The sequence below is a fragment of the Sinomicrobium kalidii genome (assembly GCF_021183825.1).
GTDB classification, from domain to species: Bacteria; Bacteroidota; Bacteroidia; order Flavobacteriales; family Flavobacteriaceae; genus Sinomicrobium; species Sinomicrobium kalidii.
Map to the genome: position 1 here is coordinate 4,852,159 of NZ_CP089211.1, position 26,199 is coordinate 4,878,357.

At 47.1% G+C, this 26,199-nt stretch carries 15 protein-coding genes; 7 read left to right on the forward strand and 8 right to left on the reverse strand.

What is annotated here, in order from left to right:
* The first annotated feature begins 22 nt into the window (after positions 1-22).
* From LS482_RS19570 to LS482_RS19585, 4 genes are all read left to right on the forward strand, one after another.
* Positions 23-1,561: a RagB/SusD family nutrient uptake outer membrane protein gene (locus LS482_RS19570; RefSeq protein ID WP_233029216.1), complete on the forward strand. Its 1,539-nt coding sequence runs from the start codon at positions 23-25 to the stop codon at positions 1,559-1,561.
* A 40-nt stretch (positions 1,562-1,601) separates the two neighbouring features.
* Positions 1,602-3,440 (forward strand): glycoside hydrolase family 2 protein, encoded by a 1,839-nt coding sequence (locus tag LS482_RS19575; RefSeq protein WP_233029218.1) that lies wholly within the window; start codon positions 1,602-1,604, stop codon positions 3,438-3,440.
* Between the two features lie 318 nt (positions 3,441-3,758).
* Positions 3,759-4,853, forward strand: a complete 1,095-nt coding sequence (locus LS482_RS19580; RefSeq protein ID WP_233029220.1) for an endo-1,4-beta-xylanase — start codon at positions 3,759-3,761, stop codon at positions 4,851-4,853.
* Positions 4,854-4,889: 36 nt separating this feature from the next.
* On the forward strand, positions 4,890-5,783 hold the full coding sequence (locus LS482_RS19585) for a PKD domain-containing protein (RefSeq protein ID WP_233029221.1): 894 nt from the start codon (positions 4,890-4,892) through the stop codon (positions 5,781-5,783).
* A 44-nt stretch (positions 5,784-5,827) separates the two neighbouring features.
* Here LS482_RS19585 and LS482_RS19590 read toward each other — a convergent pair whose 3' ends face one another.
* From LS482_RS19590 to LS482_RS19625, 8 genes are all read right to left on the reverse strand, one after another.
* Positions 5,828-6,106 carry a RidA family protein gene (locus LS482_RS19590; protein ID WP_233029222.1) on the reverse strand — a complete coding sequence of 93 codons (279 nt, stop codon included), beginning with the start codon at positions 6,104-6,106 and terminating at the stop codon, positions 5,828-5,830.
* A gap of 171 nt (positions 6,107-6,277) precedes the next feature.
* Positions 6,278-8,140, reverse strand: a complete 1,863-nt coding sequence (locus LS482_RS19595) for a hypothetical protein (protein WP_233029223.1) — start codon at positions 8,138-8,140, stop codon at positions 6,278-6,280.
* A gap of 12 nt (positions 8,141-8,152) precedes the next feature.
* The gene (locus LS482_RS19600) at positions 8,153-9,325 is read right to left on the reverse strand and encodes a hypothetical protein (protein WP_233029224.1); all 1,173 of its coding nucleotides are present in this window, start codon (positions 9,323-9,325) and stop codon (positions 8,153-8,155) included.
* A 234-nt stretch (positions 9,326-9,559) separates the two neighbouring features.
* A complete protein-coding gene (locus tag LS482_RS19605; RefSeq protein ID WP_233029225.1) occupies positions 9,560-11,032 on the reverse strand; it encodes a RagB/SusD family nutrient uptake outer membrane protein in 1,473 nt (490 codons plus the stop codon).
* Positions 11,033-11,045: 13 nt separating this feature from the next.
* Positions 11,046-14,132, reverse strand: coding sequence for a SusC/RagA family TonB-linked outer membrane protein (locus LS482_RS19610; protein WP_233029226.1), 3,087 nt, complete (start codon positions 14,130-14,132; stop codon positions 11,046-11,048).
* Positions 14,133-14,159: 27 nt separating this feature from the next.
* Complete coding sequence (locus LS482_RS19615) at positions 14,160-15,383, reverse strand: hypothetical protein (RefSeq protein ID WP_233029227.1); 1,224 nt, start codon at positions 15,381-15,383, stop codon at positions 14,160-14,162.
* A gap of 23 nt (positions 15,384-15,406) precedes the next feature.
* Positions 15,407-17,698, reverse strand: a complete 2,292-nt coding sequence (locus tag LS482_RS19620) for a glycoside hydrolase family 2 protein (RefSeq protein WP_233029228.1) — start codon at positions 17,696-17,698, stop codon at positions 15,407-15,409.
* Positions 17,699-17,705: 7 nt separating this feature from the next.
* Positions 17,706-19,430: an arylsulfatase gene (locus tag LS482_RS19625; RefSeq protein ID WP_233029229.1), complete on the reverse strand. Its 1,725-nt coding sequence runs from the start codon at positions 19,428-19,430 to the stop codon at positions 17,706-17,708.
* A gap of 182 nt (positions 19,431-19,612) precedes the next feature.
* Here LS482_RS19625 and LS482_RS19630 point away from each other — a divergent pair, with 182 nt between their 5' ends.
* The 3 genes from LS482_RS19630 (at position 19,613) to LS482_RS19640 (ending at position 25,823) form a co-directional block, all read left to right on the forward strand.
* Positions 19,613-23,656, forward strand: a complete 4,044-nt coding sequence (locus LS482_RS19630) for a hybrid sensor histidine kinase/response regulator transcription factor (RefSeq protein ID WP_233029231.1) — start codon at positions 19,613-19,615, stop codon at positions 23,654-23,656.
* Positions 23,657-24,047: 391 nt separating this feature from the next.
* Positions 24,048-24,299, forward strand: coding sequence for a sulfatase-like hydrolase/transferase (locus LS482_RS19635; protein WP_233029232.1), 252 nt, complete (start codon positions 24,048-24,050; stop codon positions 24,297-24,299).
* A gap of 120 nt (positions 24,300-24,419) precedes the next feature.
* On the forward strand, positions 24,420-25,823 hold the full coding sequence (locus tag LS482_RS19640; RefSeq protein ID WP_233029233.1) for a sulfatase-like hydrolase/transferase: 1,404 nt from the start codon (positions 24,420-24,422) through the stop codon (positions 25,821-25,823).
* Positions 25,824-26,199 lie beyond the last annotated feature (376 nt).

Sequence of the window (26,199 nt, forward strand, 5' to 3'; positions counted from 1 at the left end):
AATCGCAGAAAAACAGCAGATCATGAAAAAGTTAGGTTATATCATATGTATTGCAGGCTGGGTCTTGTTACAGACTTCCTGCGAAAAGTTCCTGGAAGAGGAAACACTCGACGAGATTTCGGTAGATTATATTTATACCACCCCGGAAGGACTGGAGGTAGGGGTCAATGCGCTCTACAACCTGATGCGGCATTACAACGTACCCGCTTACGAGGGAGAAGCGCTGAAGGCCAATCTGTTTTTCCTGGTGGGGACCGACCTGGGACTCACCCGTACCTGGCACCGCCCTTACGGTGTAAACCATACCGCCCAGGCCTTTCCTGCAAATAAATGGATAGAAGGATACCAGATCATCGATCGTGCCAATGCCATAATTACGGGAGCAAAGAAGGTGGAAATGAACCCGGCCGAAAAGGATCACCTGGTAGCCCAGGCCAGGGTTATCCGCGGCGAAGTATACCTGGACCTGCTCCGGATGTACGACAATATCCTGCTCGATACAATTCCCACCACCCCGCAAAACTATGACGACCCTGTAGTTTATGAGCCGGCAGCACCGGAAGACGTGTACCGGGTCATTGACGCCGACCTCGATTTTGCCATTCGGAAGCTCTCCTATAACGAACCTTATGGAAGGTACAACCGAGCAACAGCCAGACACATAAGAGGGAAAAGCGCCATGTGGCAGGCCGACTGGAAAGAAGCCGCAGATCAGTTTGACGCAATTGCAGAAGACGGTACCTTCGGGCTCCTGGCCGATATTTCACAAGTGTTCGGCCAAAATCTCAACCACAGGGAAACCCTTTTTGCTTATGTAAGGGACCAGTCCCTGGGAAATGAAGACAATCTTGCCGGAGGAGGTCCTACGTGGCTGGGAAGCGTGTTTATTAACAGGCTTTACGAGATGTCTTCCGGCGAAGTGATCCGTGATGCTGCCCTGGGCGGGCAGTCCCTGGGCTGGTCTTATCCCAACGATTACCTGCAATCCCTTTACGATAAGGAAAATGACAAGCGCTATATCACCTATTATTTTCCCATGGAGTACAGGGTGAACAATCCTGAAAAGCCTAATTACGGAGAACCCCTTACGGTATATGACGACAATTTCAGGAGGTACCATTTCAGCCTCAGGAAATATTTCGATGCCGATAAACCTGAAAATACCGAAAACAGCTATAAAGACATCATTTATTACCGTTTTGCCGAAACCTTGCTGCTCGGTGCCGAAGCCCACTGGAGGCTTTCGGAAGAAAACAAGGCACTCGAATACATGAATAAAATAAGGGAAAGGGCCTTCGGGGACAGTGATTTCAACTTTACCGAATTTACCCTGGATACCTACCTGGAAGAATCTGCCCGGGAACTCGCTTTCGAAAAAAACCGCTGGTTTCTGTTGAAGAGACTGGGATTACTGGTTGAAAGACAGGGAAAATATTACCGGTACGGGTCCAATTCCACCAACGTGGTCCCCGAACCCATGGCCCCTCACATGGTGAGATTGCCTGTTCCGCAAAGTCAGATCGACCTTATGGGGACTTTTTCGCAAAACCCCGGTTATTAAACGGGTACGAATGTATAAATTAGTACAAACTATTTTACCTATGAGAAAAATATCTATACGAATATCCGTTACTGCGCTCTTTCTTGTCATGGCATTTATGACCCAAGGATTCGGACAGGGATTGATACATAATGTAAAAGGAAGGGAATATGTTAGTCTTAATGGGCACTGGAACTACATCATAGATCCGTACCAGATGGGGTATCTCGATTATCGCCGGAAACCCTTCGATGAACGTCCGGACAGAAAAGGAGGTTTTTACGATAACCTGACGAACCTTCCGAAAGACCGGAAAGCAGAGTACGATTTTAGCTTTGAACCCACTATGCTTATACCCGGGGATTGGAATTCGCAGGATGAACGACTCCGTTTCTATGAAGGGACTGTTTGGTTTAAAAAGGATTTTGTATTGCACCAGAAAGAGGGTAAACGGTATTTCCTCCATTTCGGGGCGGTCAATTACGAGGCCAATGTTTATGTCAACGGGAAAAAGGCAGGAGTGCACCGCGGAGGTTTCACCCCTTTTCAATACGATGTGACCGAGCTGGTCAATGAAGGCGATAACTTTGTGGTAGTCATGGCCGATAATACCCGTAAACCCAACGCCATCCCTACAGACAATACCGACTGGTGGAATTATGGCGGGATTACGAGGGAAGTACTGCTCCTGGAAGTCCCCGAAAGTTATATCCTGGACTATAAGGTACAACTCGACAAAAATGACCGGGAACTGTTAAAAGGCTATATACAACTGGACGGTAAAAACAGGCAGCAAAAAGTAAGCCTGGACATCCCCGAACTCAAATTAAAAAAGACCTTTGAAACCGATATGTCCGGACGTTGTGAATTTAGCCTTCCCGTAAAACACGTACAATACTGGTCGCCGGAGGCCCCGTATTTGTATACGGTGAATATAAGCTCGGCGTCTGACAATATCACCGACCGTATCGGTTTTAGAACTGTAAATACAGAAGGGAAGGATATTTATCTCAACGGAAGGTCCGTATTCCTTCGGGGTATTTCCATACACGATGAAAATCCGTTGACAGAAGGGCGCTTCAGGTCGGAAGGCGGGATGCGGATGGTACTCCAATGGGCAAAAGAGCTCGGTTGTAATTATGTACGACTGGCGCACTATACCCATAACGAGACCATGCTCCGCCTTGCCGACGAAATAGGATTACTGGTATGGGCCGAAATTCCCGTTTACTGGACCATTTCCTGGGAAAACGAAGCCACTTACCGGAACGCCGAACATCAACTTGCCACAGCTATAGAAAGAGACAAGAACCGGGCGGGGGTCATTATCTGGTCTGTCGGTAATGAGACTCCCGTAACTGCGGCGAGAAACGATTTTATGGCAAGGCTGGTGGAAAAGACCCGAAACCTTGATAATACAAGACTTGTAGCTGCCGCCCTGGAAGTGGAACGCGACGGTTATACCGTAATCGTTGAAGACCCCCTGGGAGAGAAGCTGGATCTGGCCAGTTTTAACGAATACGGCGGATGGTATTGGGGAAAGACGGAAGAGTTGCCGAAATACCGTTTTGATATCAGGTATGACAAACCGGTGATTATCTCCGAATTCGGTGCCGGAGCACTCGGGGGATTTCACGGGGACATACAGACCATCTGGACCGAAGAATATCAGGAAGACTTGTACAAGAAACAACTGGAAATGCTGGATAAAATAGAAGGGCTTCGGGGCATGACCCCCTGGATACTGGTGGATTTCAAGTCCCCGAGAAGACAGCATCCCGTCTTTCAGGATTTCTGGAACAGGAAAGGCCTCCTCACCCCCAACGGAGAGAAGAAAAAGGCATTTCATGTATTGCGGAAATACTACGCGGAAAAATCCGCAGAATTTACAGCTAAATAAGGACTCCCGTATAACCGGGAACTTCCGGAGAGATAATGTGCTGTTCGACCCTTTCCGCCCCCCTGACGGAATCAACCCCAATTTCCCGGCGGCAAAAAGACAGGAACGGTAAAGGCCGTACCTGCTCACCGGAAAAGGATTGGTCCTGACCGGGATATCTAACCGTAAAATAGTACATACCACTAATAACGATACGGCGCAAAGCACAGGGCCTTTGCCGGCAGCCACCTGTTATCCTGTTTTTCCCCGGTGGTTGGGGAGCCGGAGCATTGTTCACACCAACTAAATAATAAACTAATGATTAAAATAATTGTAATTATGAAAACATTAATAGCATTATGGCTCCTGATCCTGATGGGATCAACCGCCTGTACCGAGGAAGAGACCGTTGTTTTTGTAGACGGGGATGAACTGAACCGGAAGCCTGATGCGGAACTGCCCGACGTCAGCCTGAAAGAAAAAGCTACGTTCAACATAGGTGCTGCCGTTAAAGCCGGTTATATAGAAAATGAAGCGGCCTATTCGCAGGCATTGTCCGGGAACTTTAACCAGCTTACCGCAGAATTCGAGATGAAGATGGAAGTGATCTGGAGCGCACCCCATTCCTACAACTGGGAGAAAGCCGATGATCTGGTCGGTTATGCCGAAAGCAACAATATGGATGTACACGGGCATGCCCTGGTCTGGTACCGCTCATTTCCCGAATGGTTCGGGCAGGCCGAATACGATTCTACGGCCTTTGAAAACCATGTAAAAAAATACATTACCGATGTAGTGGGCCATTACAAGGGAAAGGTGAAAAGCTGGGATGTGGTCAACGAAGTTTTTGCAGATGGCGGAGGGCTGCGCAACGAAGACATTATAAAACCTGTATTTAACGACCCCATTGCCTTTTACGGGCGTTGTTTCCAGTATGCCCGTAATGCCGACCCGGATGCCAGGCTATTCTATAATGACTATTCCGTAGTTACCGATTCAGGGAAACGGGATGCCATTAAAGCCATGATCGACAGGTTTGCTGCCGAAGGATACCCCATTGACGGTGTGGGAGACCAGTTTCACTACATGCAGTCTACCGACAAAACTACCATGCAAAACGGTTTTACCGATTTGGCAGGTACGGGATTATTGATTCACATATCTGAACTGGATATCCGGATGAACCTGCAACAATCGGAAAGTTATGTTTTTACCGGGACCGAAGCAGAGAAGCAGGCCGATACCTACCGGTTTATAGTGGAAATGTACGAAAACCTTCCCGATACACAGAAATTTGCCATTACCACCTGGGGGGTAACCGATAAATATACCTGGATTACGGATTACTGGCACGAAAATGAATATCCCCTGCTCCTGGACGAAACGTATGCCAAAAAACCGGCTTATTACGGTTTCCTGGAGGGATTGGAATAAACGTACTTTAATGAATAAACGTGAAAATTTTATATTATGAAAACACTGCTGAGATATACCAATATGGAATATGCCGTATTTGTTCTCCTGTCACTGCTTTTGACATCGTGTGTAAAAGAAGAAGTCCGGGAAGTGGCCCTGTTTGAGCCCGGTGTTCTGGAAGGTACGGTTTCCGCTACCGGTATTATGGCCGGGGATACCCTGGAGTTTAGGGATATGTCAACCAAAGTGCAGGAACGTACATGGAGGTTCGAGGGAGGCATCCCGGCCAGTTCGGGGGATGAAACCGTACAGGTCATCTATCCGTCGGGAGGGAGTTATACCGCAACCCTGACCATAAAATTTGTGGACAATCAGATTGAAAGCCGGGACTATTCCATAGTGGTAGAAGCCGATCCCGATGCCCCGGAGGAAACCCTTGAGAAATACGGGATCTATACCGAAGACCTGACTGTTGCCGAAGGTAGTGAAGTTGATATTATAAGTAACTACCAGTTTAATATCGAGACTACAGGAGATGCTTTTGAAGGAGAGAAAGCCCTCCGGTTTTCGATAGATAATTCCGATTCCTGGGCCATGGCATCCATACAACCGAAAGGCGACCCGGTAGATATTTCTGCTTATACGGATTATAAGGTGACCCTTAAATCCGACAGCGAAGGCTCCATCTACATAAGAATGCAGGGAGGAGGCGAACGTGCAATAATCACACTGGATGCTTCGGAAGAATCATACGGGTTCAAACGCGACGGACAATGGCATCCGGTAACCATTCCGATTACCGATTTCCTGAAGGATAACCCTAAGCTCGATCTTACCCGGGTTACGGATTTTATGGTGTTGCGTAGTACGGAACAGGATGTCAGAACCTATAACAATTACACTTTTTACCTGGATAATCTATACCTGTCCAGAGAAAAGGATGATTAGATTACAGGTAATAAGGGAACTTTAAATCCTGTTAAATGGAGGGTTTATTCCCCGTTGTTCAAGTATACCGTGATGCTATAAACCCTTTCTTTCCTGGTATCGGCCTTACGCAGTATTTGATCCAGATTGGCAAAAAGTTGCCGGACTTCCTGTTCAAATATAGCCGGGATATTATGGTTACGGTCAGTACCTAATATACCAGATGTGTAAATAACTCCCTGGTGAATATAGAAATCATTGTACACTTTGACATCCGTGCTTTTCGTTTGTCCATAGCAATAGTTTCCTGCAGTACTAAACCAGGTTATAATTAAACATGTCATTAAAACACTATTTTTCATTTGTAAGTTTTTATAATTCGTATTCACTTATAAAGTATGCCATTGCTGTCATGGCTGCATAAAATACGCATTATCCGATCTGATAATATCAAAAAAAGTCATGCCTTTTGATTGACATGACTTTTAAAGACTAAAATTAAAATGGCTTGAAAATCATTCAAATAAAGCTGACCATTGCGTGGTCACCTTTATCCCATCAACTTCGTAAGCGCCGCCCCGGCTGTTATCGCGGATTACAGTAACGGCTTTTACAAAATAATTGTCCCCGGTGGCGGCAATGTTTACGGTAGCATCGGCTGTTCCGGGTTCTGTTGCGGGGATATTTCCTTCTTCAAAAACATATACCGAAGCGGTATTGTTGTTATTGCCCTGGTCGGTATCGGGAATATGATGTTTCATGACAACAAGGTAGGTCTTCCCGGTTTCGGGAGTAATATCCGTTAACGTAAAGGCCCCTTCATACATGATCCCGATCTTTGGATTTCCTCCGTTATAGTTCACCTGGACAGCACTTAAGAATTTTGTTGCTCCGTTGGGTAGCCAGTCTACAAGCATTACGGTCCTGTTAAAACCTCCGCCCGTATCATCGGGGAGCTCTTCTACCTTTAGTAGGAATGAAGTATAATAAGACCCGGCGAATTCTGCGGTTTGTTGCAGGGAAATATTATTCGCATACACATTGCTGTTACTTCCGGGGTCATCCATATCCAGGAGCACCGCATTTCCGGTTCCGGAGCCGGGATATCCCGGATAGGTAAGGCCGTTGCCGGCAACAGGGATGCCGGTATTGCCTGTTCTCACTTTTAACCACCCGTCCAGTGTTCCGTTTTGAGCACCGTCTCCGGTCCTGTCGGTGGAAGGGATGAGCTGGCCGGCAGAGTATTCGAAGTGCTCTTCAAATAATCTGGTTTCGGCGGGAATGGCAGAAGCTTCCGCCGTTACGCTTTCTATATGGTCCGATTCTGCATAGGTATGAGTAATCTCCCCGGTTTTTACGCCTGTATCCCCGGTAGGTTCAAACCTTACAAAAATCCGGATATCTCCCGTGTCGAAATCCGAGGCGGGAATGGTCAGTGTTTCCGCATACATACCATCTTCAGTACGCGAAACCCGGAAATCCTGGGTTCCTGTAACCGTTACGTCCGAAGTCAAACCGTTACCTGTGAGTGTATAGGACATGGGGGCTGATACGGTGCCCAGGGGAGTAGCGCCCAACGAGAGACTGGTGGGACTGACGATAACGGACTCTTCGGGGACCTTTCCTGTTCCGGTCAATGCAACTTCAACAGCTTCCTCAAGATCATCAGAATTAACGGTGATCCCGCCCGTTGCGTTTCCTCCTTCTTCGGGATCGAAGCTTACGTAAACCGTTTTGCCGTTCATTACGGCAGCAGCGGTTGTGCTTAACATATGTCCGAATGTGCCGTTTTCCTTGGCGGCAATGGAAAAAGGCCCTGTTACCTCTATGGTGGCGTCGGCTTCCAGATCGGACCCGCTGAAGACCAGGCTTTGTATGTCTGATTTCTGATGGACAACCACGTGACCGAAATCCAGGCTTGTTTCTCCGGGGGTCAGCATGGGGACGCCGGGAATTTTGGCAATACCCGAAACCGGGATCGAATCAATATGTTCCCGGTCGGGACTGGTGTGGATTACCGTGGTTTCGAACAATCCTTCATCGGAGCCCGAAGGTGTGAATCGTATAAATACCGGGATGGCCTCATTTCCGAAGCTGTCCGGTGACAGGCTTAGCGTGTTGGAAAAAGTTCCGTCAGCGGACAATGAAAGTGAAAAAGGAGTTTCTGTCGCAGTAGTGATATCACCGGTCAGATCTTCTGCGGCTATGGTGTAGGATCTGATTGACGAAGTCTTATCAATTTCAACTTCGCCAAAATTTATATCGGTTCCCGTGATCTTGATAACGGGATTGTGAGGGATGGCATTATCATCGGAACAGGAAATACCTGTTGTAACGATGACCGCAGCCACCCAGATTTTGGTGTATAAAGTTTTCATGATTTTTCATATTTAGTTTTCGGATGGTTTGTTGGTGTTGACGATGTCGACAAAATCCTTAGAACACAGCGGATTGGGAGATACCGAACCGTCTGCCCGCAATTCGAGGGATTTCTGGCAGAATATAGGGTTGATGAACCACGCGGGAGAGTCGGGGGTCATGTCCTCGGGACAGCTTTGTTGCAGCAGGGGATAGGTAGCCAGGGCCACTCCGTATTTTTCAAACCTGTCGAAATAGATATCCAGGTAATGCTGCGGGTACCAGTCGCGCGTGGCAAACATGGCCTCCCATTCTTCGGGGCTCACCCGTTTTGTGTTGGCCGCTTCATACCATTGGTAGAGCTTCCACTCCGGATCACGACCGTATTTTAGGGCAAATTGCCTGCCGACCTCATTAATATTGAGGGGTTCCGAAAGTTTGGAACGGTAAAGCCTGTGAAGCGAAAACTCCGGGACGATGATCGGCTTTTCCCTTACGATCGATCTTGCGTATACAAAGGCCCGGTCGATCTCTGTGGTATCCGCAATGTGAAGGTGTAGTGAAAGCCCTGTAATATCAGGATTGTTCTGTGTAAAGTGCAACAGGGCATTTACGGCCTGGTTTTCCTGAAATCTCTTTTCGAATAAAGCAGGAAAAGAGCCTACATAGATATCCGGTGTTCCCGCAACGGTGTCATTTTTAAAATGGGGGAGTACCACCTCGTACAGTAACCTTTCGGTAAAATCCATCAGGGGAATAGTACCGTCGGACCTTTTCTTCATGTCCTGATCCAGGGTTTCGAGATTGGGTTCATTTCCCAGTTTAAAAATGTTCACGTAGGGGCCTACCACTTCCAGGATCTTTGAGGCGGTATCGAACAGTGCTTTTTCCTCCGGGGAACCTGGTGCGGGAATACGCATGTTATTTTTGGCAAAATCCCAGCGAAACCCGAAGGCCAGTTTGTAGCCTTTTTTTCCGGCTTCGACGACTCGGCTCAAGCCCGGATCGTTTTTTATCCTGAGATCTCCGTAGACGTAATCCATGATCCTCGGCGTTGTTCTTATCCAGTTGACCTGTGCTTCCCTGAGATACTTAAAATCAATGATCTCGGGATTGTGGTTGAAGTTGGACCCCAATTCTTGCGAATACCCGTTGAAGGACAGGAAAAACAGGTATACAATTACTATGCGGTGAGTGGTGTTCATTTTATATATTTTTATTTAGTACATGACAAAAAAATTGGAGTTAAATTGCCCGGGAACCGTTTTTCCCTGATCGCTAATCGAAAGATTGATGGGAGATTGATTTTTCAATGGTCGGTTCAATCGCTATCAATCTTCCGACCACAGTCGGGATCAATCTCCCATCAATCTTTTCAATCTTCATTCAATCGCTTACAGCCCCATCTAAAATAAATTTTGTCGTGTACTAACATATTTTTAATATCCATTGCGTTGTTCTAATGCCGGGTTTGCGTTCAGCTCGGCCTGCGGATACGGGAAGTAGTGCTGGAATTCCTGGGCATTAATCCCTCTTTGCCGGGCGTATTCTATTAATTTGCCATGGCGTACCAGGTCTTCCCGGCGCTTGCCTTCGGAGAAAAACTCCCAACCCCGTTCCTGTAAAATGATATCGTTAAAACTGTCTTTGCTCCCTACTTCGGCCAGGGTATACGGATCGTCAACAGACCGGGTTCTGACCGTGTTCACCAGGTCTACGGCTTCCCGGGTGGGACCGTTCAGCTGGTTTAGGGCTTCTGCCCGGGCAAGAAGAATATCCGCATATCTTATGTAGGGATGGTCGGAGCCGGAAAAATTCCCTACCTGGTCATTGTCAAAATATTTTAAGCTCCTGGTATTATCTACGGTGTTTCTCAGGTTTACCGTGTTTCCGCCGAGGTTGGTGTAACTTTCAATGATGGTTTGTTTCCTGTCGTCATCAGCGTCGAATGCGTCGTAAAAACCGTCCCTGATGCTGAATTGGGTGGCCCAGTTGGCCATGGACGATGTCCAGGTAAATTCAGGGATGGCTTCGGCTTCCATAAAGCCGGGGGGAAAGGCTCCGTTCTGATAATTGTTGCCGAATCCCTGCTCGTTGGTCAGGGACCATGTAACTATGATTTCCCTGTTCCCTTCGTTCGCTACAAAAAAGGTGGCCCTGTAATCCGGGTATAGCTCGTAGTAATTGAGATCCATGATCATTTTTGTAACTTCAGCCACTTTGGTCCATTGCCTGGTTTGCAGCAGAAATTTGGCCAGTACGGCCAGGGAATGCCCTTTGGTGGCACGGCCTCTCTGGGTCTGTTCGGAAGGTGGTAAAAGGTTAGTGGTGGCTTCCCTTAATTCGGTTTCCACGAATGCGAGGAATTCTTCTTCCGAAGGCAGGGGCAATTCCTGCGGCTGGGTTTCGAGATCGGTGGTCGTTCTTAGCGGAACTACACCGAAATACCTGTATAAATAGGCGTACTGTGCTGCTCTCAGGTAGCGGGCTTCCGCAGTAATAAGTGCTTTGGTCTCTTCGCTGACCGGTGAATTTTCAATATTCTCCAGCACGGTGTTCGCATCTCTTATGGCGCGGTACCGGGGTGTCCATAATACCTGTTCGAACTTGGGGTCCGAAGCATCCCAGTTGAAGTTCAGGAAGGGGGTCATTTCCCGTTCTACGGCACCTATGCTTACATAACCGATATCGGTGGTGACTTCATTAATCAGGATTTCATCTTTTACGCCCTGCCCGATATTATCGAATTGGTAAGCAGAAAACAGCAGTGCTTCCAGACCTTCCTGTGATTGCACCACATTGTCTGGGGAAAATTCATCTACCGGAGGCATGTCCAGTTCAGATTCACAGGAAGTGAAAAGGATGCAAAGCACCAACCATGTCGAAATATTTTTTATGCTTGTGATTTTCATGTCGGTCATTTGTTTAAAATTCGATGTTAAGTCCTATCAGGTATGTTCTGGGTACCGGATAGGCGTTAAAGTCCAGGGCTGTGGTATTCCTTCCGCTTGCATTTGCAGCCGGGTCCACACCGCTGTAATCGGTAACCGTCAGCAGGTTCTGACCTGTTACGTAGATCGATAAATTATTGATAAACCCCAGGGTTTCCTCGGAGAATTGGTATCCCAATCTGACGGATTGCAGTCTCCAGTAAGAAGCGTCCTCTACAGTCTTACTGTTTATAAGGGCGTTTGCCCCGCCCTGGGATGTGGGATTGACGAAAGACGGATATGTATTCGTAGGGTTGTCCGGCGTCCATCTGTTCAGCAGGGGTTCGGCGATACGGTTTCTGCGGAAATTATTGGGAGAATAGGTGTTGATGAGGTTACCGTTTAACCTTTCTACGCCTTCAACGCCCTGCATGACGATATCCAGTGTAAAATTATGCAGCTTCAGATTGCTGGTCAGGCCCCATGTGAGATCGGGAATGGAATTTCCGAGGATCACCCTGTCGTCGGCATTGATCATACCGTCGCCATTGACGTCCCGGTATTTGATGTCTCCGGGTTGTACCTGGGGTTCGGTAACGCTGAAATTATCACCTTCCTGCCAGACACCGTCTACGATAAAGCCGTAATAGCTGTCTAATGTCTGTCCCGGGGTGACAATGCTGAAATCCGGGATTTGCGACTGTCCCCCGCGGATGATGTCGCCACGGTCCCCGATGTCGAGCACCTCATTGTCGAGGGTGGCCAGGTTCCCGGACAATTCCCAGCTGAAATTGTCTTTTCTGAAAACATCCAGGTTTACGGCGAATTCCACCCCCTGGTTACGCACCCCACCCAGGTTTTGTGTCTGTCCCGCAAAACCCGTATTCAGTGCCTGGGGGACGATCAGAAGCAGATCGGTGGTCTTTTTGTTAAAGTAGTCTATGGAACCGGAGATCCTGTGATCGAGGAAACCGAAATCCAGTCCGAAGTCGTACTGTACTGCCTTTTCCCAGGTCAGGTCGGGGTTTGCGATACGGGTGGGGTAGATGGTATTGTAAAAATCATCGCCGAAAAGCAGGTCGCCCCCGGCCGAAAAGGTCTGGAATGTCAGGGAGTTGCCTATGTTGGCATTCCCGGTACTTCCCACACTGCCCCTTAATTTCAGCTGACTGATCCATTCTGTGTCGTTCAGGAAACCTTCGTTGTGCATTTTCCAGGCTACCGCTCCCGAAGGGAAATAACCGAATTTGTTATTGTCCCCGAACCTCGACGACCCGTCGGCCCTGATCGATGCGGTAAACAGGTATTTGTCGTTAAGCGAATAGTTCACCCGGGCCAGGTAGGAAATAAACCGTGCCTGGTTCCTTCCGCTTCCCAAGTTGTTGAGTTCCGGGTCTCCCGAACCGATGGCATTGGTCCCCAGGTCGGGCAGGGCAAATCCCCGGGCATTGCCTGAAAATGACTTGGTCTGAAAATATTCATAAGTAGCTCCCAGCATTGCTGCCAGGTTATCACCGCCGAAATCTTTGTTGTAATTCAGCGTTCCCTCGATGGAAACATAGTCTTTTCTACCCGTTTGAATGCTTGCAATTCCACCGGTCCCTGCCCCGTTCAGCGTATAAGGCTGGATAAAAATATCCCTTCGTACGTGTTGCGTATCACCCCCTAACTGCATTTTGGCCGACAGGGATGGTATCAGGAAATATTCGAAAAAGGTGTTTCCGTAAAACCTGAAGGTCTCGCCTGTTGCATTTTCACCGTGGAGTATGGACAAGGGATTGTCTATGGTAATAAAATCCGAAAGGCGGTAAGAGCCGTCCTCGTTATAAGGCTGTATGGTGGGATCGTAATTTATGGCGGCATAAAGGGCGCCCCCGTTCTCATTGATCCCGGTTCCGGTAGATGCAAAATCGTCGCCTATGAAAGAAGCATTCATATTGATCCCGTATTTGTATTTCTCGGGGGAGTTGGAATTCAGGTTCAGGCGGATATTATAGCGTTCGATCCCGGAACCCTTGACCAGGCCTTCCTGACTGAAATAATTGAGCGAAGCGTAATAGTTCACGTTTTGGGTGGCCCCGGAAAAGGACAGGTTGTGATTTTGAGTAGGGGCCACCTGAAGAACCTGGTCCAGCCAGTCGGTTCCCCCGTCTTCGATCTGTTCGATCCTTTGTTCCGGATCACCGCCTCCATCGTCGATAATTCCGTTGAGAACGGTCTGGTATTCCGTCGGACCCAAGAGGTCCAGTGTCCGAGCGGCTTCCTGCATGCCGTAATAAAAATCGTAATTGACCCGGAGCTTTCCGGTTTTACCTTTTTTGGTTGTGATCAAAACCACCCCGTTAGAGCCCCGGGACCCGTAGATCGCGGTACTGGAAGCATCTTTGAGGACTTCAATGGATGCAATATCTGCCGGGTTGAGGGTATTCAGGGGGTTACGGGGCGTGGAATTTGCGGTAAAACCCTGGCCTCCGGTTGCGGCTACAGCACCGTTATTTACAATAACCCCGTCGATGACATACAGCGGTTCGGTTCCCGCATTGATGGAACCGGCACCGCGGATGTTTACGCTTAAACCCCCGCCGGGTTCGTTGCTTTTCTGACTGATCTGAACTCCCGCAACCCGTCCCTGGAGCGCCTGTTCAACCGATGCGTTGGCTCCGGGGTTCAATTCTTCCGCTTTTACGGATGAAACAGCACCGGTGAGGTCGCTTTTCCTGACCGCGCCATAACCTATGACGACCACCTCGTCCAGTGTTTCCTGGCCCGGTTCCAGTACTACATCTATAGTGGAACGATCGTCAACAGGTATTTCCCGGGTCTTAAAGCCCAGGTAGCTGAACACCAGTGTTTCACTACCGGATATGTTGTCAAGGGCATAATTTCCGTCAAAATCGGTTTGTACGCCGTTATTGGTGCCTTTTACAATAACATTTACACCGGGCAGGGGCTGTCCGTCTTCAGACGTGGTTACGGTCCCCGAGACGTTTTTGTCCTGTCCGCTCACCGTAAAGCCCGTAATCAGGAAAGCGATGACTGACAAACGGGAAAGGAGTACCTGCCGATATTTAGCTTTTGTCATAATATGTGTTTTAGATTGACTTTTGGTTTATGGGTTTGTATCGTTTTGAATAGCGATAAAGCTCTCCGGCCAGGCATAATTGAACTGATACCTGCCGGTTTGAGGATCGGTTTCTACGGTCCGGTTGGCATAAAGGCCGTTTAATTGCCACGGATCATTATTGACTGTAAAATCTTTGTTCGGAGGATAAGCTTGTCTGAAGGCATAATTGGCCAGGAAAAATTTGTCATATGACGAGAACACGTTGTAAAAGCTGTTGCTCAAATAGTGTTTCCGGTTTTCGAACCAGGGACTCTGTCTTAAAAAATCTGTCCATTGGCCTTTTGTGACCTGGTTTTTCAGGGCATAATCTATATATTCATAGTTCTGCAGTGTTTCGGAAAAACCGTAATCCGCCGCAAACCGGGAGGGGATGGTGCCATCCAGGTTGTTCCTGAAGTGTTTCATCAGTGAAAATTCGGTGACCAGGATTTTCTGATCATCCCGTATCCGGACACTTACAAAATCCAGAGCATCTGTCATTTGCCTGGTATCGGCGTGGTGAATATGCAGGTCTACGCCCGCTATCCATGGGGTAGAAGCGGAAAAGGAGAGGAGGTCGTTAAGCACCTGAAGGTTCTGACGCCTGGCCTGGTACATATTATCAAATGACCCGAAGAATATCGGTCTGCTGCCGTGTTCGTCCGCATAGGCCTTTACTACGTTGGCAGCTTCGACGTAATAATTATACATCGATGTATTCAGGTCTTCAATATCGGTTTCTATAAAAGGCTCATTACCAACTACAATGATGTTGGTCTTATCCCATACCTTATCCAGGATGGTTCTGAGAATATCCATCTGGTCGTCCATTTCCTGAGAGCCGGCGGCGGGATAATCGCGATCCCTGAAAAGCCATTTGATATTCAGGACGGTACTGAACCCGTAGGTATGAAGCCCGAGATATTTGGTGATCTTCGGATCGGTATCAATCAAGGAAGGATTTTCGTAATACCTGAAAAAATTCAGGAAGCCGCGAACCCATTCAGTTCGGAGGGCTATGAGCTGGTCATTGTCAATATAATCCAGTTGCTCGTTAAAATTCACCCCAAGGTTCCGGGAATCGTCGAGAACCGTGGTATCTGTTGAATTATTATCCGGTTTTCCGGTATTATCTGCCGGGTCGGAAGAATCGTTGTCGGAACCGGAGCACGAAAACGCAATGAGCGTAAAAATGCCCAGTAGCCCTGTGGTGTATATTCTTTTTATCATAATTAAAGTTTTGCTGGTGAAATTTAAAATTCCTTTTCATCCTTTATTTCTGCCCTATACAGGCCCAGGTCAAATGCGTGGTTCTCGTTTTGGGGCTGAACACGTATGGCCATGGTGTTTTTTCCTCTTTTCAGATATTTCCGTGCGTTGGCAATAAGCTGGTTCCGGTAGTGTCTTTTTCGTCCTCCCTCGTGTTTTTCCGAGGTGACGGGTTGCCCGTTCAGATAGACCTTCATGCTGGCCTTGTCCAAATAATATCGAAGTATGATCTCTTCGGGAACGCGGTCGAGATCAAATGTCTTGAAAAGGCACAGGTCTTTCCGGGTCTTCCATGCCGTTCCGTCCGGTAAAAAGTAGTTGTTGTACGAACTGAAAGGCGCCTTCTGCTCCTGCCATCCTTTGGTTTGTTTGAGATCGCCGGTCCAGTCCGGATTGACATCATAAGCTGCCTTCCAGGCGTTCGGTGTATGTTCGGAATCCGGGATGATGGTCCTGAACCTGCCCGGTTTTTTGTAAAGGGGAGCTATCAGGGGCCGGGTTTCTTCGGGGGGGAGTTTGAGAACTTTTCTATCATAGGTCATCAGTCCGTTTACTTCACCTTCGACATCTGTGGTCTGGGTGTAGATGGCTGCCGAAAGCCCGAAACTTTTTAGTCCCGTAAGGTCCCGCATCAATGCTGTGAACCGTTCTTTATATTCTTTCTGGCCCTTGAGTGTAAGGTATCCCCAGTTTTTCTTGTTCCACCAGATATGATCGTTGACGGCCCAGCCTATACCCCCGAATTCTCCAATGACGGCCGCCCTCTTTTCTTCGGGAAATTCCATTCCGGGACCAGGGTACAAATGCACATCTATGATATCGCCGACTCCGCGGTCTGTCCATCCGCTCGGAGAATCTGTTAAACGGCTGGGATCGTAGTTTTCTACCCATTTGGTCACTCTTTCGGTGTCGTATTGTCCCCAGCCTTCATTGAACGGTACCCAGACTACGATGGAGGGGAAAGTGTGAAAGTAGTCCATCATTTCTTTCAGCTCCTTTTCGAACTGCCGGGCGGATCCTCCGGTCCTTTGGGCATCTTTTTCTTCCCAGGCCTGGATGCGGAGGTCTTTAAAATAGTTGCCGTTGGGCATGTCCTGCCAGATCAGCATTCCCATCTTGTCGCATTCGTAGTAATACACCGCGGGTTCTACTTTTACGTGTTTGCGAAGCATGTTAAAGCCCCATTTTTCGGTCATTTCAACATCGTACATCATGGCTTCCACGGAAGGGGCCGTGTACAATCCGTCGGGCCACCAGCCCTGATCCAGCAAACCGAACTGGAAAAGGGGCTTATTGTTCAACAGGATGCGGGTATAACCGTTTTTGTCCTTCCCCAGGCTGATCTTTCTCATTCCGAAATAGCTGGAGACCTCGTCGATGATCTCCCCGTTTTTAAGGAGCTGTATTTCAAGGTTATACAAGTGAGGGTTTTCCGGGCTCCAAAGGATTTGGTCCGGGATCTTTAATTGAAAAGCAGCCTGTTGCTGCCCCCGTTTTAGTTCGCGGCTTGCTGAGGCTATTTCTTTTCCGTCGCTTAAAGCCTTGATTTTCAGGATGACTTCATGCGAAAGGTCGCTGAAAGTGAGCTCCGATTTAAGCAGGGCATCATCTATAAAAGGGGTGTTTTTGACGGTCCTGATATGATCTGCTGCCGTTTTTTCGAGCCATACGGTCTGCCATATTCCGGTAACGGGCGTATACCATATTCCCTTAGGATCGGCCACCTGTTTCCCCCTGGGTTGCGTACCTGCATCCGTAGGGTCCCATACTTTTACGGTGAGGGTCTGCCTGCCTTCTTTCAGATAGCGGGTGATATCCAGGCTGAACGGGGTGAAGCCACCGCGGTGTTCACCCGCTTTCTTTCCGTTAATGAATACTGTCGCCTCCCAGTCAACGGCACCGAAATTTAAATGTATCTTCTCGTTTTTCGAATGTTCGGGAACCGTAAAGTTGGTCTGATACCAGAGATTGTTATCCTTACCAACCAGTTTTTTGACCCGGCTCAACTCCGACTCAACGGCAAAGGGCACCAGTATTTCACCCTGAAACCGTGTCGGAAATTCTTCGGAAACAGGTAGGATGGCGTATTTCCACAATCCGTTGAGGTTTTTCCAGTTGTCCCTTTTCATCTGGGGTCGGGGATATTCGTCCCAGACGTTTTCCGGGTTGACATCCCCGGTCCATGGAGTTTGAAGTGAGAATTTGAGTACATCTTCTTCTTTCTGTGCCATACACAGGAAGGGAAGGAAAAGCAGTGCTAATACAATTTTTTTCATCGATCTTTTAATTATTCGGAGTTGGATAAACATTATATTTTCGGGCAAGGACATTCCATCTGTCGGTCAGCTCCCCGAGCTTACGCGGAAACTTTTCGGCCACATTATTGGTTTCTGTTCTGTCTGTCTCCAGGTTATAGAGCTCCCAGGACGCTTCTTCATTTAGTTTGACCGCTTTCCACTGGCCTTTTCTCAGGGCGGCCGATCCAAAGTGTTCCCAGAAATATTCGTCCTGTGAGTCGGCCTTGCGGTTGCCCAGCAGTATCGGGAGCATACTGTGGCCCACGGTGGGTTTTATGGTTTTGCCGTCAAATTTTTGCGGATAAGAAGTTTGTGCAAGGTCAACGCACGTGGCCATAAGATCGGTAATATGGGCGGCATGGTCTATGATTTTTCCTGTCCTCTTTTTAAACTGCGAAGGCCAGTGCGCTATGAACGGCGTGGTGATACCCCCTTCGTACACCCGGGATTTCCAGTACCTGAAAGGCGTATTGGAAACGTGTGCCCAGACCGGTCCGATCCCCGAGGTAACGGTTTGGGGGCCGGGAAGGACCTCTTTCCTTACGGGGAATGCTATGGTCCTGCCGTCGCGGGTACTCCCGGGCCTGTCGAATCCGGGGCCGTATTTCGAAGGTCTTTCGGCACTTGCTCCGTTGTCGGAAAGGAAGAAAATGACGGTATTATCCAGTTCTCCCGTTTCCGCAAGTTTATCGACCAGCTTTCCTACGGTCTGGTCCAGAATATCGATCATGGCGGCGTGTGTGGCCATGGCACGGATGTCCCAGACAGTGTCATTATTCCGTTTCCAGTCCTTTTTGGGGAACATGAAATCGGGAAGCCGGGTACTTGAACGGATGATGCCCTTGTCGATCAGTTTTTTATACCGGTCCTGCCGGATGTGTCTCCAGCCTTTCTCGTATGTTTTTTCATACTTTTTTATGACGTCTTCGGGAGCCTGTAAAGGCCAGTGCGGAGCGGTGTGGGCCACATAAAGGAAAAAAGGCTGTCGGTCTTTCGAAAATTCTTCGACATAGGCTACGGCAGTATCGCCGATGGCCGTGGTATGATAGTAGTCTTCCGGGACACTCTTTACCTGCGCTTTCCCATTGACCAGGCTAAAGGGGTCGTAATAATCTACAACACCCCAGATGTTCCCGTAATATTTTTCAAAGCCTCTTGCCGTAGGGTAGGTTGCCGTATCTGAAAAGGTCCCGTAATTTTCCTGGTGCGATAACCATTTCAGTTGTTTTTCGGGCGTAGTTTGTTCCGTAGTTTCGGAGACATGCCATTTGCCTACCATCCCCGTATGGTATCCCGCTTTTTTAAGCACTTCCGCAATGGTGACCGTATTTTTGTCCAGGGTACCCTGATACCCGGGCAGTCCCATGTCTTTGGTCATCCTGCCGATACCTGCATCATGGGGGTAAAGCCCGGTGAGCATCGCTGCCCTTGAGGGGCAACACCGGGATGTATTGTAAAATGTATTCATTCTAATTCCTTCATGGGCAAGCCGGTCCAGGTTCGGGGTATGTATTTCCCCGCCGTAACATCCCAGATCGGAAAAACCAAGGTCGTCGGCCATGATAATAATGATGTTCGGCCTGGCCGGTGTTTCCTGTGAAAATCCGGTGAGGATGCCCAGGAAACCTAAAAAGAATACAGTGATCATTATTTTTCCCGGTCTTCTCCCTGTTCCCGGTTTTTTTGCGGAAGTATTTTTCTTTTTATTCATAATAATTGAAAATATTATAGTTTTGTTTCGATAATTTTGTGTTTAATTTAGCATTGTAAGTGATATTTTGATGATTTCGTTTTGTAATGTTAAATGAATATTAAATGTCCCCTCTATATATTTGTTTACACTCATAGCATTATTGTTTAGTTTTTTGAAAATCTTGTTCAAGTGAAGGTATTATGAAGACTTTTTCTCATTTTTTAAGGCTGATGTTTGCTGTCTCAAAGCATATCCTTCTTCTGTTGGTGTTATTTCCGGCCAGGTCCGTCGGGCAGGAGATGGAATTTGAAAAGGTAACTGCAAAGGACGGTTTAAGTCATAGCACGGTATACGATATTACCCAGGATGATACCGGGATCATCTGGTTCGGGACCAGGGAAGGGCTCAACAGTTATAACGGAAGCAAGATCACAACCTATTACCACGATCCGGAAAATGAAAAGAGTATCAACAGCAATCAGATCAATGTGGTTGAAAATTTAGGGAGCGGGCTGTATATCGGTACCGGTTCGGGACTGGATAAATTTGAACCCGAGACACATTCCTTCAAGCATATTTTGACTAAAAACACGGGTGCGGTAAATACTGTTTTTGAGTCCGGAGACCGTACTGTTTTTGTCGGAACCGCCAAAGGACTTTTTACAATTGACAGGGAAGAGAAGGTACATCATTATCTGAAAGGACGTCCTGTCAAAGCTGTGGCAGCATACAAGACCAATGTGTTCTGGGCGGCACTCAACAGAAGGATCCTGCTGATCAATAACTTCGGGGAGATCATAAAGGAATACGGAATTCCCGAGAGCCCGTACCATACCTCAGATGGCAATATCTTTACCATTAATACCCTTTTTAAAGACAGGGAGGGGAGCGTTTGGGCAGGAACCTCGCGGGGCCTGTTTTATTTTGACAAGGGTAGTGATTCTTTTCGGCACGTTACCATCGGCAATTCAAATAAAATAGAGGGAGAGGTCATCCGGAGCATTGATCAGGATGCCGGAAACAATTTATGGCTGGGTACCGAGAGTGGCATATTTGTATATGACAAAGAAACCGGGACCATGGTAAATTACTACACACAGTCGTTCAGCGAACAGCCCGAAACACTTTCGGACAAATCGGTATACAGCATATTTATAAGTAAAGAGCAGATTGTGTGGATCGGCACCTATTTCGGGGGAGTAAACTATACAAATCCCAAATCCGGGGGCATTGTCAAATACTTCCCGAGCGATTATAAAAACTCCATCGGGGGAAAAGCGGTAAGCCAGATTGTTGAAATGGAGAACGGAGCGGTCTGGATGGGCACCGAAGACGGAGGGGTCAGCATCCTTGACAGGCAGGATGAGCGCTTCCGGTTTTTAAATACTGAAGACGGATTAAGCAGCAATAATGTGCATTCGCTGGAAGAGGACAGCCGCGGGAATATCTGGATAGGAACCTTTCTGGGCGGATTGAACAGGTATGAAAAAGAGACCGGGGAAATCTCGGTTTTTAAATTTGATAAAAACGATAAAAACTCACTTTCCAATAATTGCGTTTACGCTATTCGCGAGGATCACGACGGAAGGCTTTGGGTGGGAACGCAATTCGGCCTGAATATATACGATTACGATTCAAAAAAATTCAGCCTTTACAAAGCTGAAGTCCTGGGCGATAAGTTTGTGTATGACATTCTGGAAGATTCCGAAAACAATCTCTGGTTCTGCACCCGTCGATCGGGTGTATATAAACGCGATGCCGAAACGGGAAAACTGACGCACCCCGAAATCGCTTCGGGTACCAATTCCGGCAAAAAAGGGCAAATTGTAAGTGCCTATGAAGATTCAAAAGGAAATATCTGGTTCGGCTCCCTGAACCAGGGAGTTATACTGCACAGGAAAAACGGGAAAAACCTTGAATTTTTCAAACAAAATAAAAAGCTGCCCAACAGTAATACGTACGGAATACTGGAAGACGATTTCGGGAAAATATGGATATCGACCAATAAGGGGCTGAGTATTTATAACCCGGAAACCGGCGATCTGGATCATCTGGGAATTGAAGACGGCCTTACCACGAATCAGTTTAATTTCAAATCGGCTTTCAGGGATAACAGGGGAATGCTTTACTTCGGATCGGTTAATGGATTGAACGTCATAGACCCTAAGGAATTTAACGGATCTCCCGGAATACCGGACCTGGAATTTACCGGTTTTCAATTGTTCAACCAGGAAGTCCCCGTTACCGGGAAAGGAGTTTTGCAAAAGCATATCAATTACCAGGACAAGATAACGCTGAACCACGAACAGGATGTTATTTCCATAGCATACGGAGCCATTAGTTACAGTAACGAAGGTGCTGTAAAATATGCCTATAAACTGGACGGTTTTGATGACAGCTGGAATGAGGTGGGCACCAAGACCACGGCTGTATACACCAATCTTTCTCCAGGCGATTATACCTTCAGGGTACGGACCCTGCCGCTTTCCCTGTACAATGAACGTAAAATAACACTGACCGTCCTCCCGCCATTCTGGAAAACCGATATGGCTTACTGCATTTATGTGCTGCTCATCCTGTTAATGGTTTATGCCTACTGGCGGTTTGTAAGGTTCGTCCACAACCAAAAACTGGCTTTACAGATGGAAAGGCTCGAAAAGGAAAAGATCAATGAGCTGAACCGGCACAAGCTCAATTTTTTCACCTTTATTTCACACGAATTCAAGACCCCGTTAACCCTGATCATTGCCTCAGCAGAAAAGTTTTTCAGGGAAAAAGTGAATATGAGTGCGCCTCCGGAAGAATTGTTGTCGATCAAAAAAAATGCAGGCAAACTCAATCAGCTGATACATCAATTGCTCGAATTCCGTAAAATAGAAACCGAGCATGCGAAACTCGAGCTTAAAAAAGGAGACATCATAGTGTTTCTCAAGGATACGTTCGAAGCTTTCAGCCCGCTGTTTGAAGCTAAAGGGATCGAACATGATTTTTGTTCCGATATTCAGGAATACACCTGTTATTTTGATCCCTCCAAGGTAGAGATGATTACGACAAATCTTATTTCCAATGCCCTGAAAAATACGCCCGATGGCGGAACGATACATCTGGAACTGCGGATAAGTAGCTTTCTCGATAAGAAAAAGAGGAGCAGAATATCTCTCGAATTTACCGATACCGGAGCAGGAATGTCCGCAGCGGTAATAGCAAAGGTGACCGAACCTTTTTATAAACTGGAAAACGAGGGCGGGAATTCCAATTCCGGACTTGGGCTGGCGTTGGTGAAAAGTCTCACCGATTTTCTGGAAGGAAAGCTGGATATAAGATCGGAACCGGGGGAGGGGACCACGGTGTGTGTAGACTTCCCGCTTATACTCAAGGTGAAAGACGAAGCAAATACGGAAAAAATTGACGGTAATAAATCATTAAATGTTACCGATGATCTCATACATGGCAGGTTTGAGACCATGGAGCTGAGCGGGATAGAAAAAAAGAACAACCTTAAAATGCTGATTGTCGAAGACAATGTTGAATTGATGAAATTTCTTCAAAGGCATTTTACAAGCAGGTTCCGGGTAATAACAGCCAAAGATGGCGAAAAGGCGCTGGAGAAATTAAAACACACGCACCCCGATATCATTATTTCCGACGTCAAGATGCCCGGACTTTCGGGAATACAATTCTGCAAAAGCGTAAAATCCGATCCCGATACCCGGCATATTCCGTTGCTGCTACTGACCGCCAAGAACAGTGATAATCTCAAGATCGATGCACTTGCTTCAGGGGCCAATGTCTATCTGACCAAACCCTTTAACCTCAAAGAGCTTGATTTGCTGGTAACGAACCTCCTGGAAACCGGTAAAAATCTTGAAAAGCGCTTTTCAGAAATAAATGCTACCGACCCGGAGCATATTCCGGCGAATAACCAGGAGCGTGAGTTCCTGAGAAAAATATCCTCCCTGGTGGAACAGTATCATTCCAATCCCGGATTTGGTGTGGAAAGCCTTGCGAGTGAAGCCGGGATCAGCCGTTCCCTGCTGCATATAAAAATGAAAAAGATCACCGGACTGAGTGCGTTGGACTACATTAAACGTATCCGGATGAAAAAAGCTACCCGGCTTATCCGGGAAGGGAAGAATATTTCGGAAGTGGCCTATAAAGTAGGGTATAGCGACCCGAATTATTTTAGTCGCGCATTTAAAAAGGAGTTTCATGTAACGCCCACCCAGTTTGCCGAACAAAAATGATCATTTAAAATTGTAATGATATCAAAGGAACTGTAAGATCCTTGTGAATTCACGGCTGAAGAAAGTAAGTAATCGCCACCGCGAATGAAATGCGGCGGTCTCCCGGCAGATTTGCGCTTACTTTTGGAAGTATGCTGCTTGCCTTAGGAGATTGCCGGTCGGTTCTTTTATAAATGCCCAAATCAACGCTAATATGGTGATATCGGATTTGGTACTTCCGGAAGACACTTTTCTAATGTTTAAGAGGGTTAAGGCTTAAATTTGGCGGAAAATCAACATTTTTACCCTTAATATGGACAAAAATACCGGAGGCTGCATTTGTATTTCTTTATTTTTAGACGACGAAAAAGTGGCCTTCGTATATGTGTGGCGCTCAGTTTGGTGAACCGTAATGAAAAGTCTAAACAAAGGGATAGGTCGTAAGAATAGTTCCAGGAAAGCAACTTTATGCTATAATGGCGGTGTGTATGACCGGCCCTTTATTTATGAAAAACCAAATATTATTTTAATAATGTCGGATGACATGGGCTATTCTGATATTGATGCCTATGGAGGGGAGGTGAATACACCTGCCCTGGACAGCCTGGCAAAAAACGGGATGAAGTTCACACAATTCTACAATACGGCGCGTTGCTGGACATAAGATGTAAGACGATGAGCGCATTTGTCCAAAGCATGTCTTATATCGTATGTCTTGAAGTCATAAGTCACTTGAAAATAAAAATAAAAATTTAAATTAACATAAACATTAAACATAAGGTCCATGAATATTTTCAGAAAACATTACCTAAGGACATTCTGTTTGCTGTGTATCGTTGTACTTACGTCGGCCGGACGTTCCGGGGATTCTGAGAAGGCTGAACCCCCCAATATTATATTCATACTCACCGATGATATGGGGTATGGCGATATAAGCTGTTTTAACAGCAAATATATGCAGACCCCTCATATTGATAGCATGGCTAAAGAAGGCACCAGGTTCATGCAATACTACAGTGCATCGCCCATTTGCTCTCCTTCCCGGGTGAGTGTATTAACGGGTACGTATCCTGCAGACTGGAACTTTACCACATTTTTACACGATAAAAAAAGTAATCTGGAGGCAGAACAGGCCAATTATCTGAATACAAACGCTCCCAGTATAGCAAGAATCTTTAAAAAGGCAGGATATGCAACGGGGCATTTCGGAAAGTGGCACATGGGAGGGGGCCGGGATGTTCAGCATGCTCCCGGCTTTGAAAAATACGGCTTTGATGAGCATATAAGTACTTACGAAAGCCCGGATCCGGACCCGTTAATAACAGCTACCGATTGGATATGGTCGCCGGAGGACAGTATTAAACGCTGGGACCGAACAAGGTATTTTGTAGACAAAACCCTCGATTTTTTAAAGCGGAACAAGGGAAAACCGTGTTACGTCAACCTCTGGCCCGATGATATGCATACGCCGTGGGTTCCGGAAGTTCAGGAAAGATATACGGGGAAATTCCCGATGAATCCCAGGGAAGAAAAGGCATTCAAACTGGTTCTGGAAGAATACGACAGGCAAATGGGCCGGTTGCTGGACGGGATAAAAGAACTGGGGATTGAAGATAATACCATTGTGATATTTACAAGCGACAACGGACCGTTGCCGAGTTTCAGGGGGAGCAGGTCCGCCGGATTACGCGGCACCAAGCTTTCCTTGTATGAAGGAGGTATCCGGATGCCGTTTATCATCAAATGGCCCGGTCATGTGCCCTCCGGAAAGACCGACAGTACATCGGTGATCAATTCCACTGATCTGTTACCAAGCCTTGCCGCCATGGCGAATGTCAGCCTCCCATCAGATTACCGGGGGGACGGAGAGAACAGGCAGTCTGTTTTTCTGGGAGATCCCTCGTCCCGTCACAAGGATATGTTCTGGGAATACGGCCGAAATGAATATGCTTTTAATTTTCCTTCGGGAAGAGACAAAAGCCCCAACCTGGCGATACGTTCCGGGAAGTGGAAACTACTGGTCGATTACCATAAAAACAACGTAGAGTTGTATGATCTGGAACAGGACAAGTTTGAGACTGACAATATAGCCAAAGAACATCCGGAGCTTGTAAAAGCTCTGAAAAATAAACTGGAGACGTGGAGAATGTATATGCCGGCCTTAACCCCGGGATGTATGAATCCTTGACCGTAAAACCAACCCGACATGAAATTCAGAATATTTATACTATGCTTCCTTTTATAGGTCATGAAGGCTGTCGCACAATTGCCGTAACCTGACATTTTACACACTGGTAAGATATACGGGCCATACAACCTGTTGGCCCTTGAACCCGGGGTCGTATCTCCATATCACTACCGCGGGTAAAACGGCTTTAGTGATATCGATACTTTTAAAAAGTTGGTAAAGGCAAACAGCAAAGGAATAGAAGTGCGTTTACGGAACTAATATCCGTGAAAATTGAATATAGGGCAAGAAGAATAAAATCAAAAACCGCCCGTAATGTGACTTACAGGCGGTTTTTCATATGTCGGAGTGGCTATACAAGCAGTACCAATAGCTC

Excerpts from the sequence above, each read along its gene's own strand:
- LS482_RS19570 (WP_233029216.1), top strand. The coding sequence starts at position 23 with ATGAAAAAGTTAGGTTATATCATATGTATTGCAGGCTGGGTCTTGTTA.
- LS482_RS19575 (WP_233029218.1), top strand. The coding sequence starts at position 1,602 with ATGAGAAAAATATCTATACGAATATCCGTTACTGCGCTCTTTCTTGTC.
- LS482_RS19580 (WP_233029220.1), top strand. The coding sequence starts at position 3,759 with ATGAAAACATTAATAGCATTATGGCTCCTGATCCTGATGGGATCAACC.
- LS482_RS19585 (WP_233029221.1), top strand. The coding sequence starts at position 4,890 with ATGAAAACACTGCTGAGATATACCAATATGGAATATGCCGTATTTGTT.
- LS482_RS19590 (WP_233029222.1), bottom strand. The coding sequence starts at position 6,106 with ATGACATGTTTAATTATAACCTGGTTTAGTACTGCAGGAAACTATTGC.
- LS482_RS19595 (WP_233029223.1), bottom strand. The coding sequence starts at position 8,140 with ATGAAAACTTTATACACCAAAATCTGGGTGGCTGCGGTCATCGTTACA.
- LS482_RS19600 (WP_233029224.1), bottom strand. The coding sequence starts at position 9,325 with ATGAACACCACTCACCGCATAGTAATTGTATACCTGTTTTTCCTGTCC.
- LS482_RS19605 (WP_233029225.1), bottom strand. The coding sequence starts at position 11,032 with ATGAAAATCACAAGCATAAAAAATATTTCGACATGGTTGGTGCTTTGC.
- LS482_RS19610 (WP_233029226.1), bottom strand. The coding sequence starts at position 14,132 with ATGACAAAAGCTAAATATCGGCAGGTACTCCTTTCCCGTTTGTCAGTC.
- LS482_RS19615 (WP_233029227.1), bottom strand. The coding sequence starts at position 15,383 with ATGATAAAAAGAATATACACCACAGGGCTACTGGGCATTTTTACGCTC.
- LS482_RS19620 (WP_233029228.1), bottom strand. The coding sequence starts at position 17,698 with ATGAAAAAAATTGTATTAGCACTGCTTTTCCTTCCCTTCCTGTGTATG.
- LS482_RS19625 (WP_233029229.1), bottom strand. The coding sequence starts at position 19,430 with ATGAATAAAAAGAAAAATACTTCCGCAAAAAAACCGGGAACAGGGAGA.
- LS482_RS19630 (WP_233029231.1), top strand. The coding sequence starts at position 19,613 with ATGAAGACTTTTTCTCATTTTTTAAGGCTGATGTTTGCTGTCTCAAAG.
- LS482_RS19635 (WP_233029232.1), top strand. The coding sequence starts at position 24,048 with ATGAAAAGTCTAAACAAAGGGATAGGTCGTAAGAATAGTTCCAGGAAA.
- LS482_RS19640 (WP_233029233.1), top strand. The coding sequence starts at position 24,420 with ATGAATATTTTCAGAAAACATTACCTAAGGACATTCTGTTTGCTGTGT.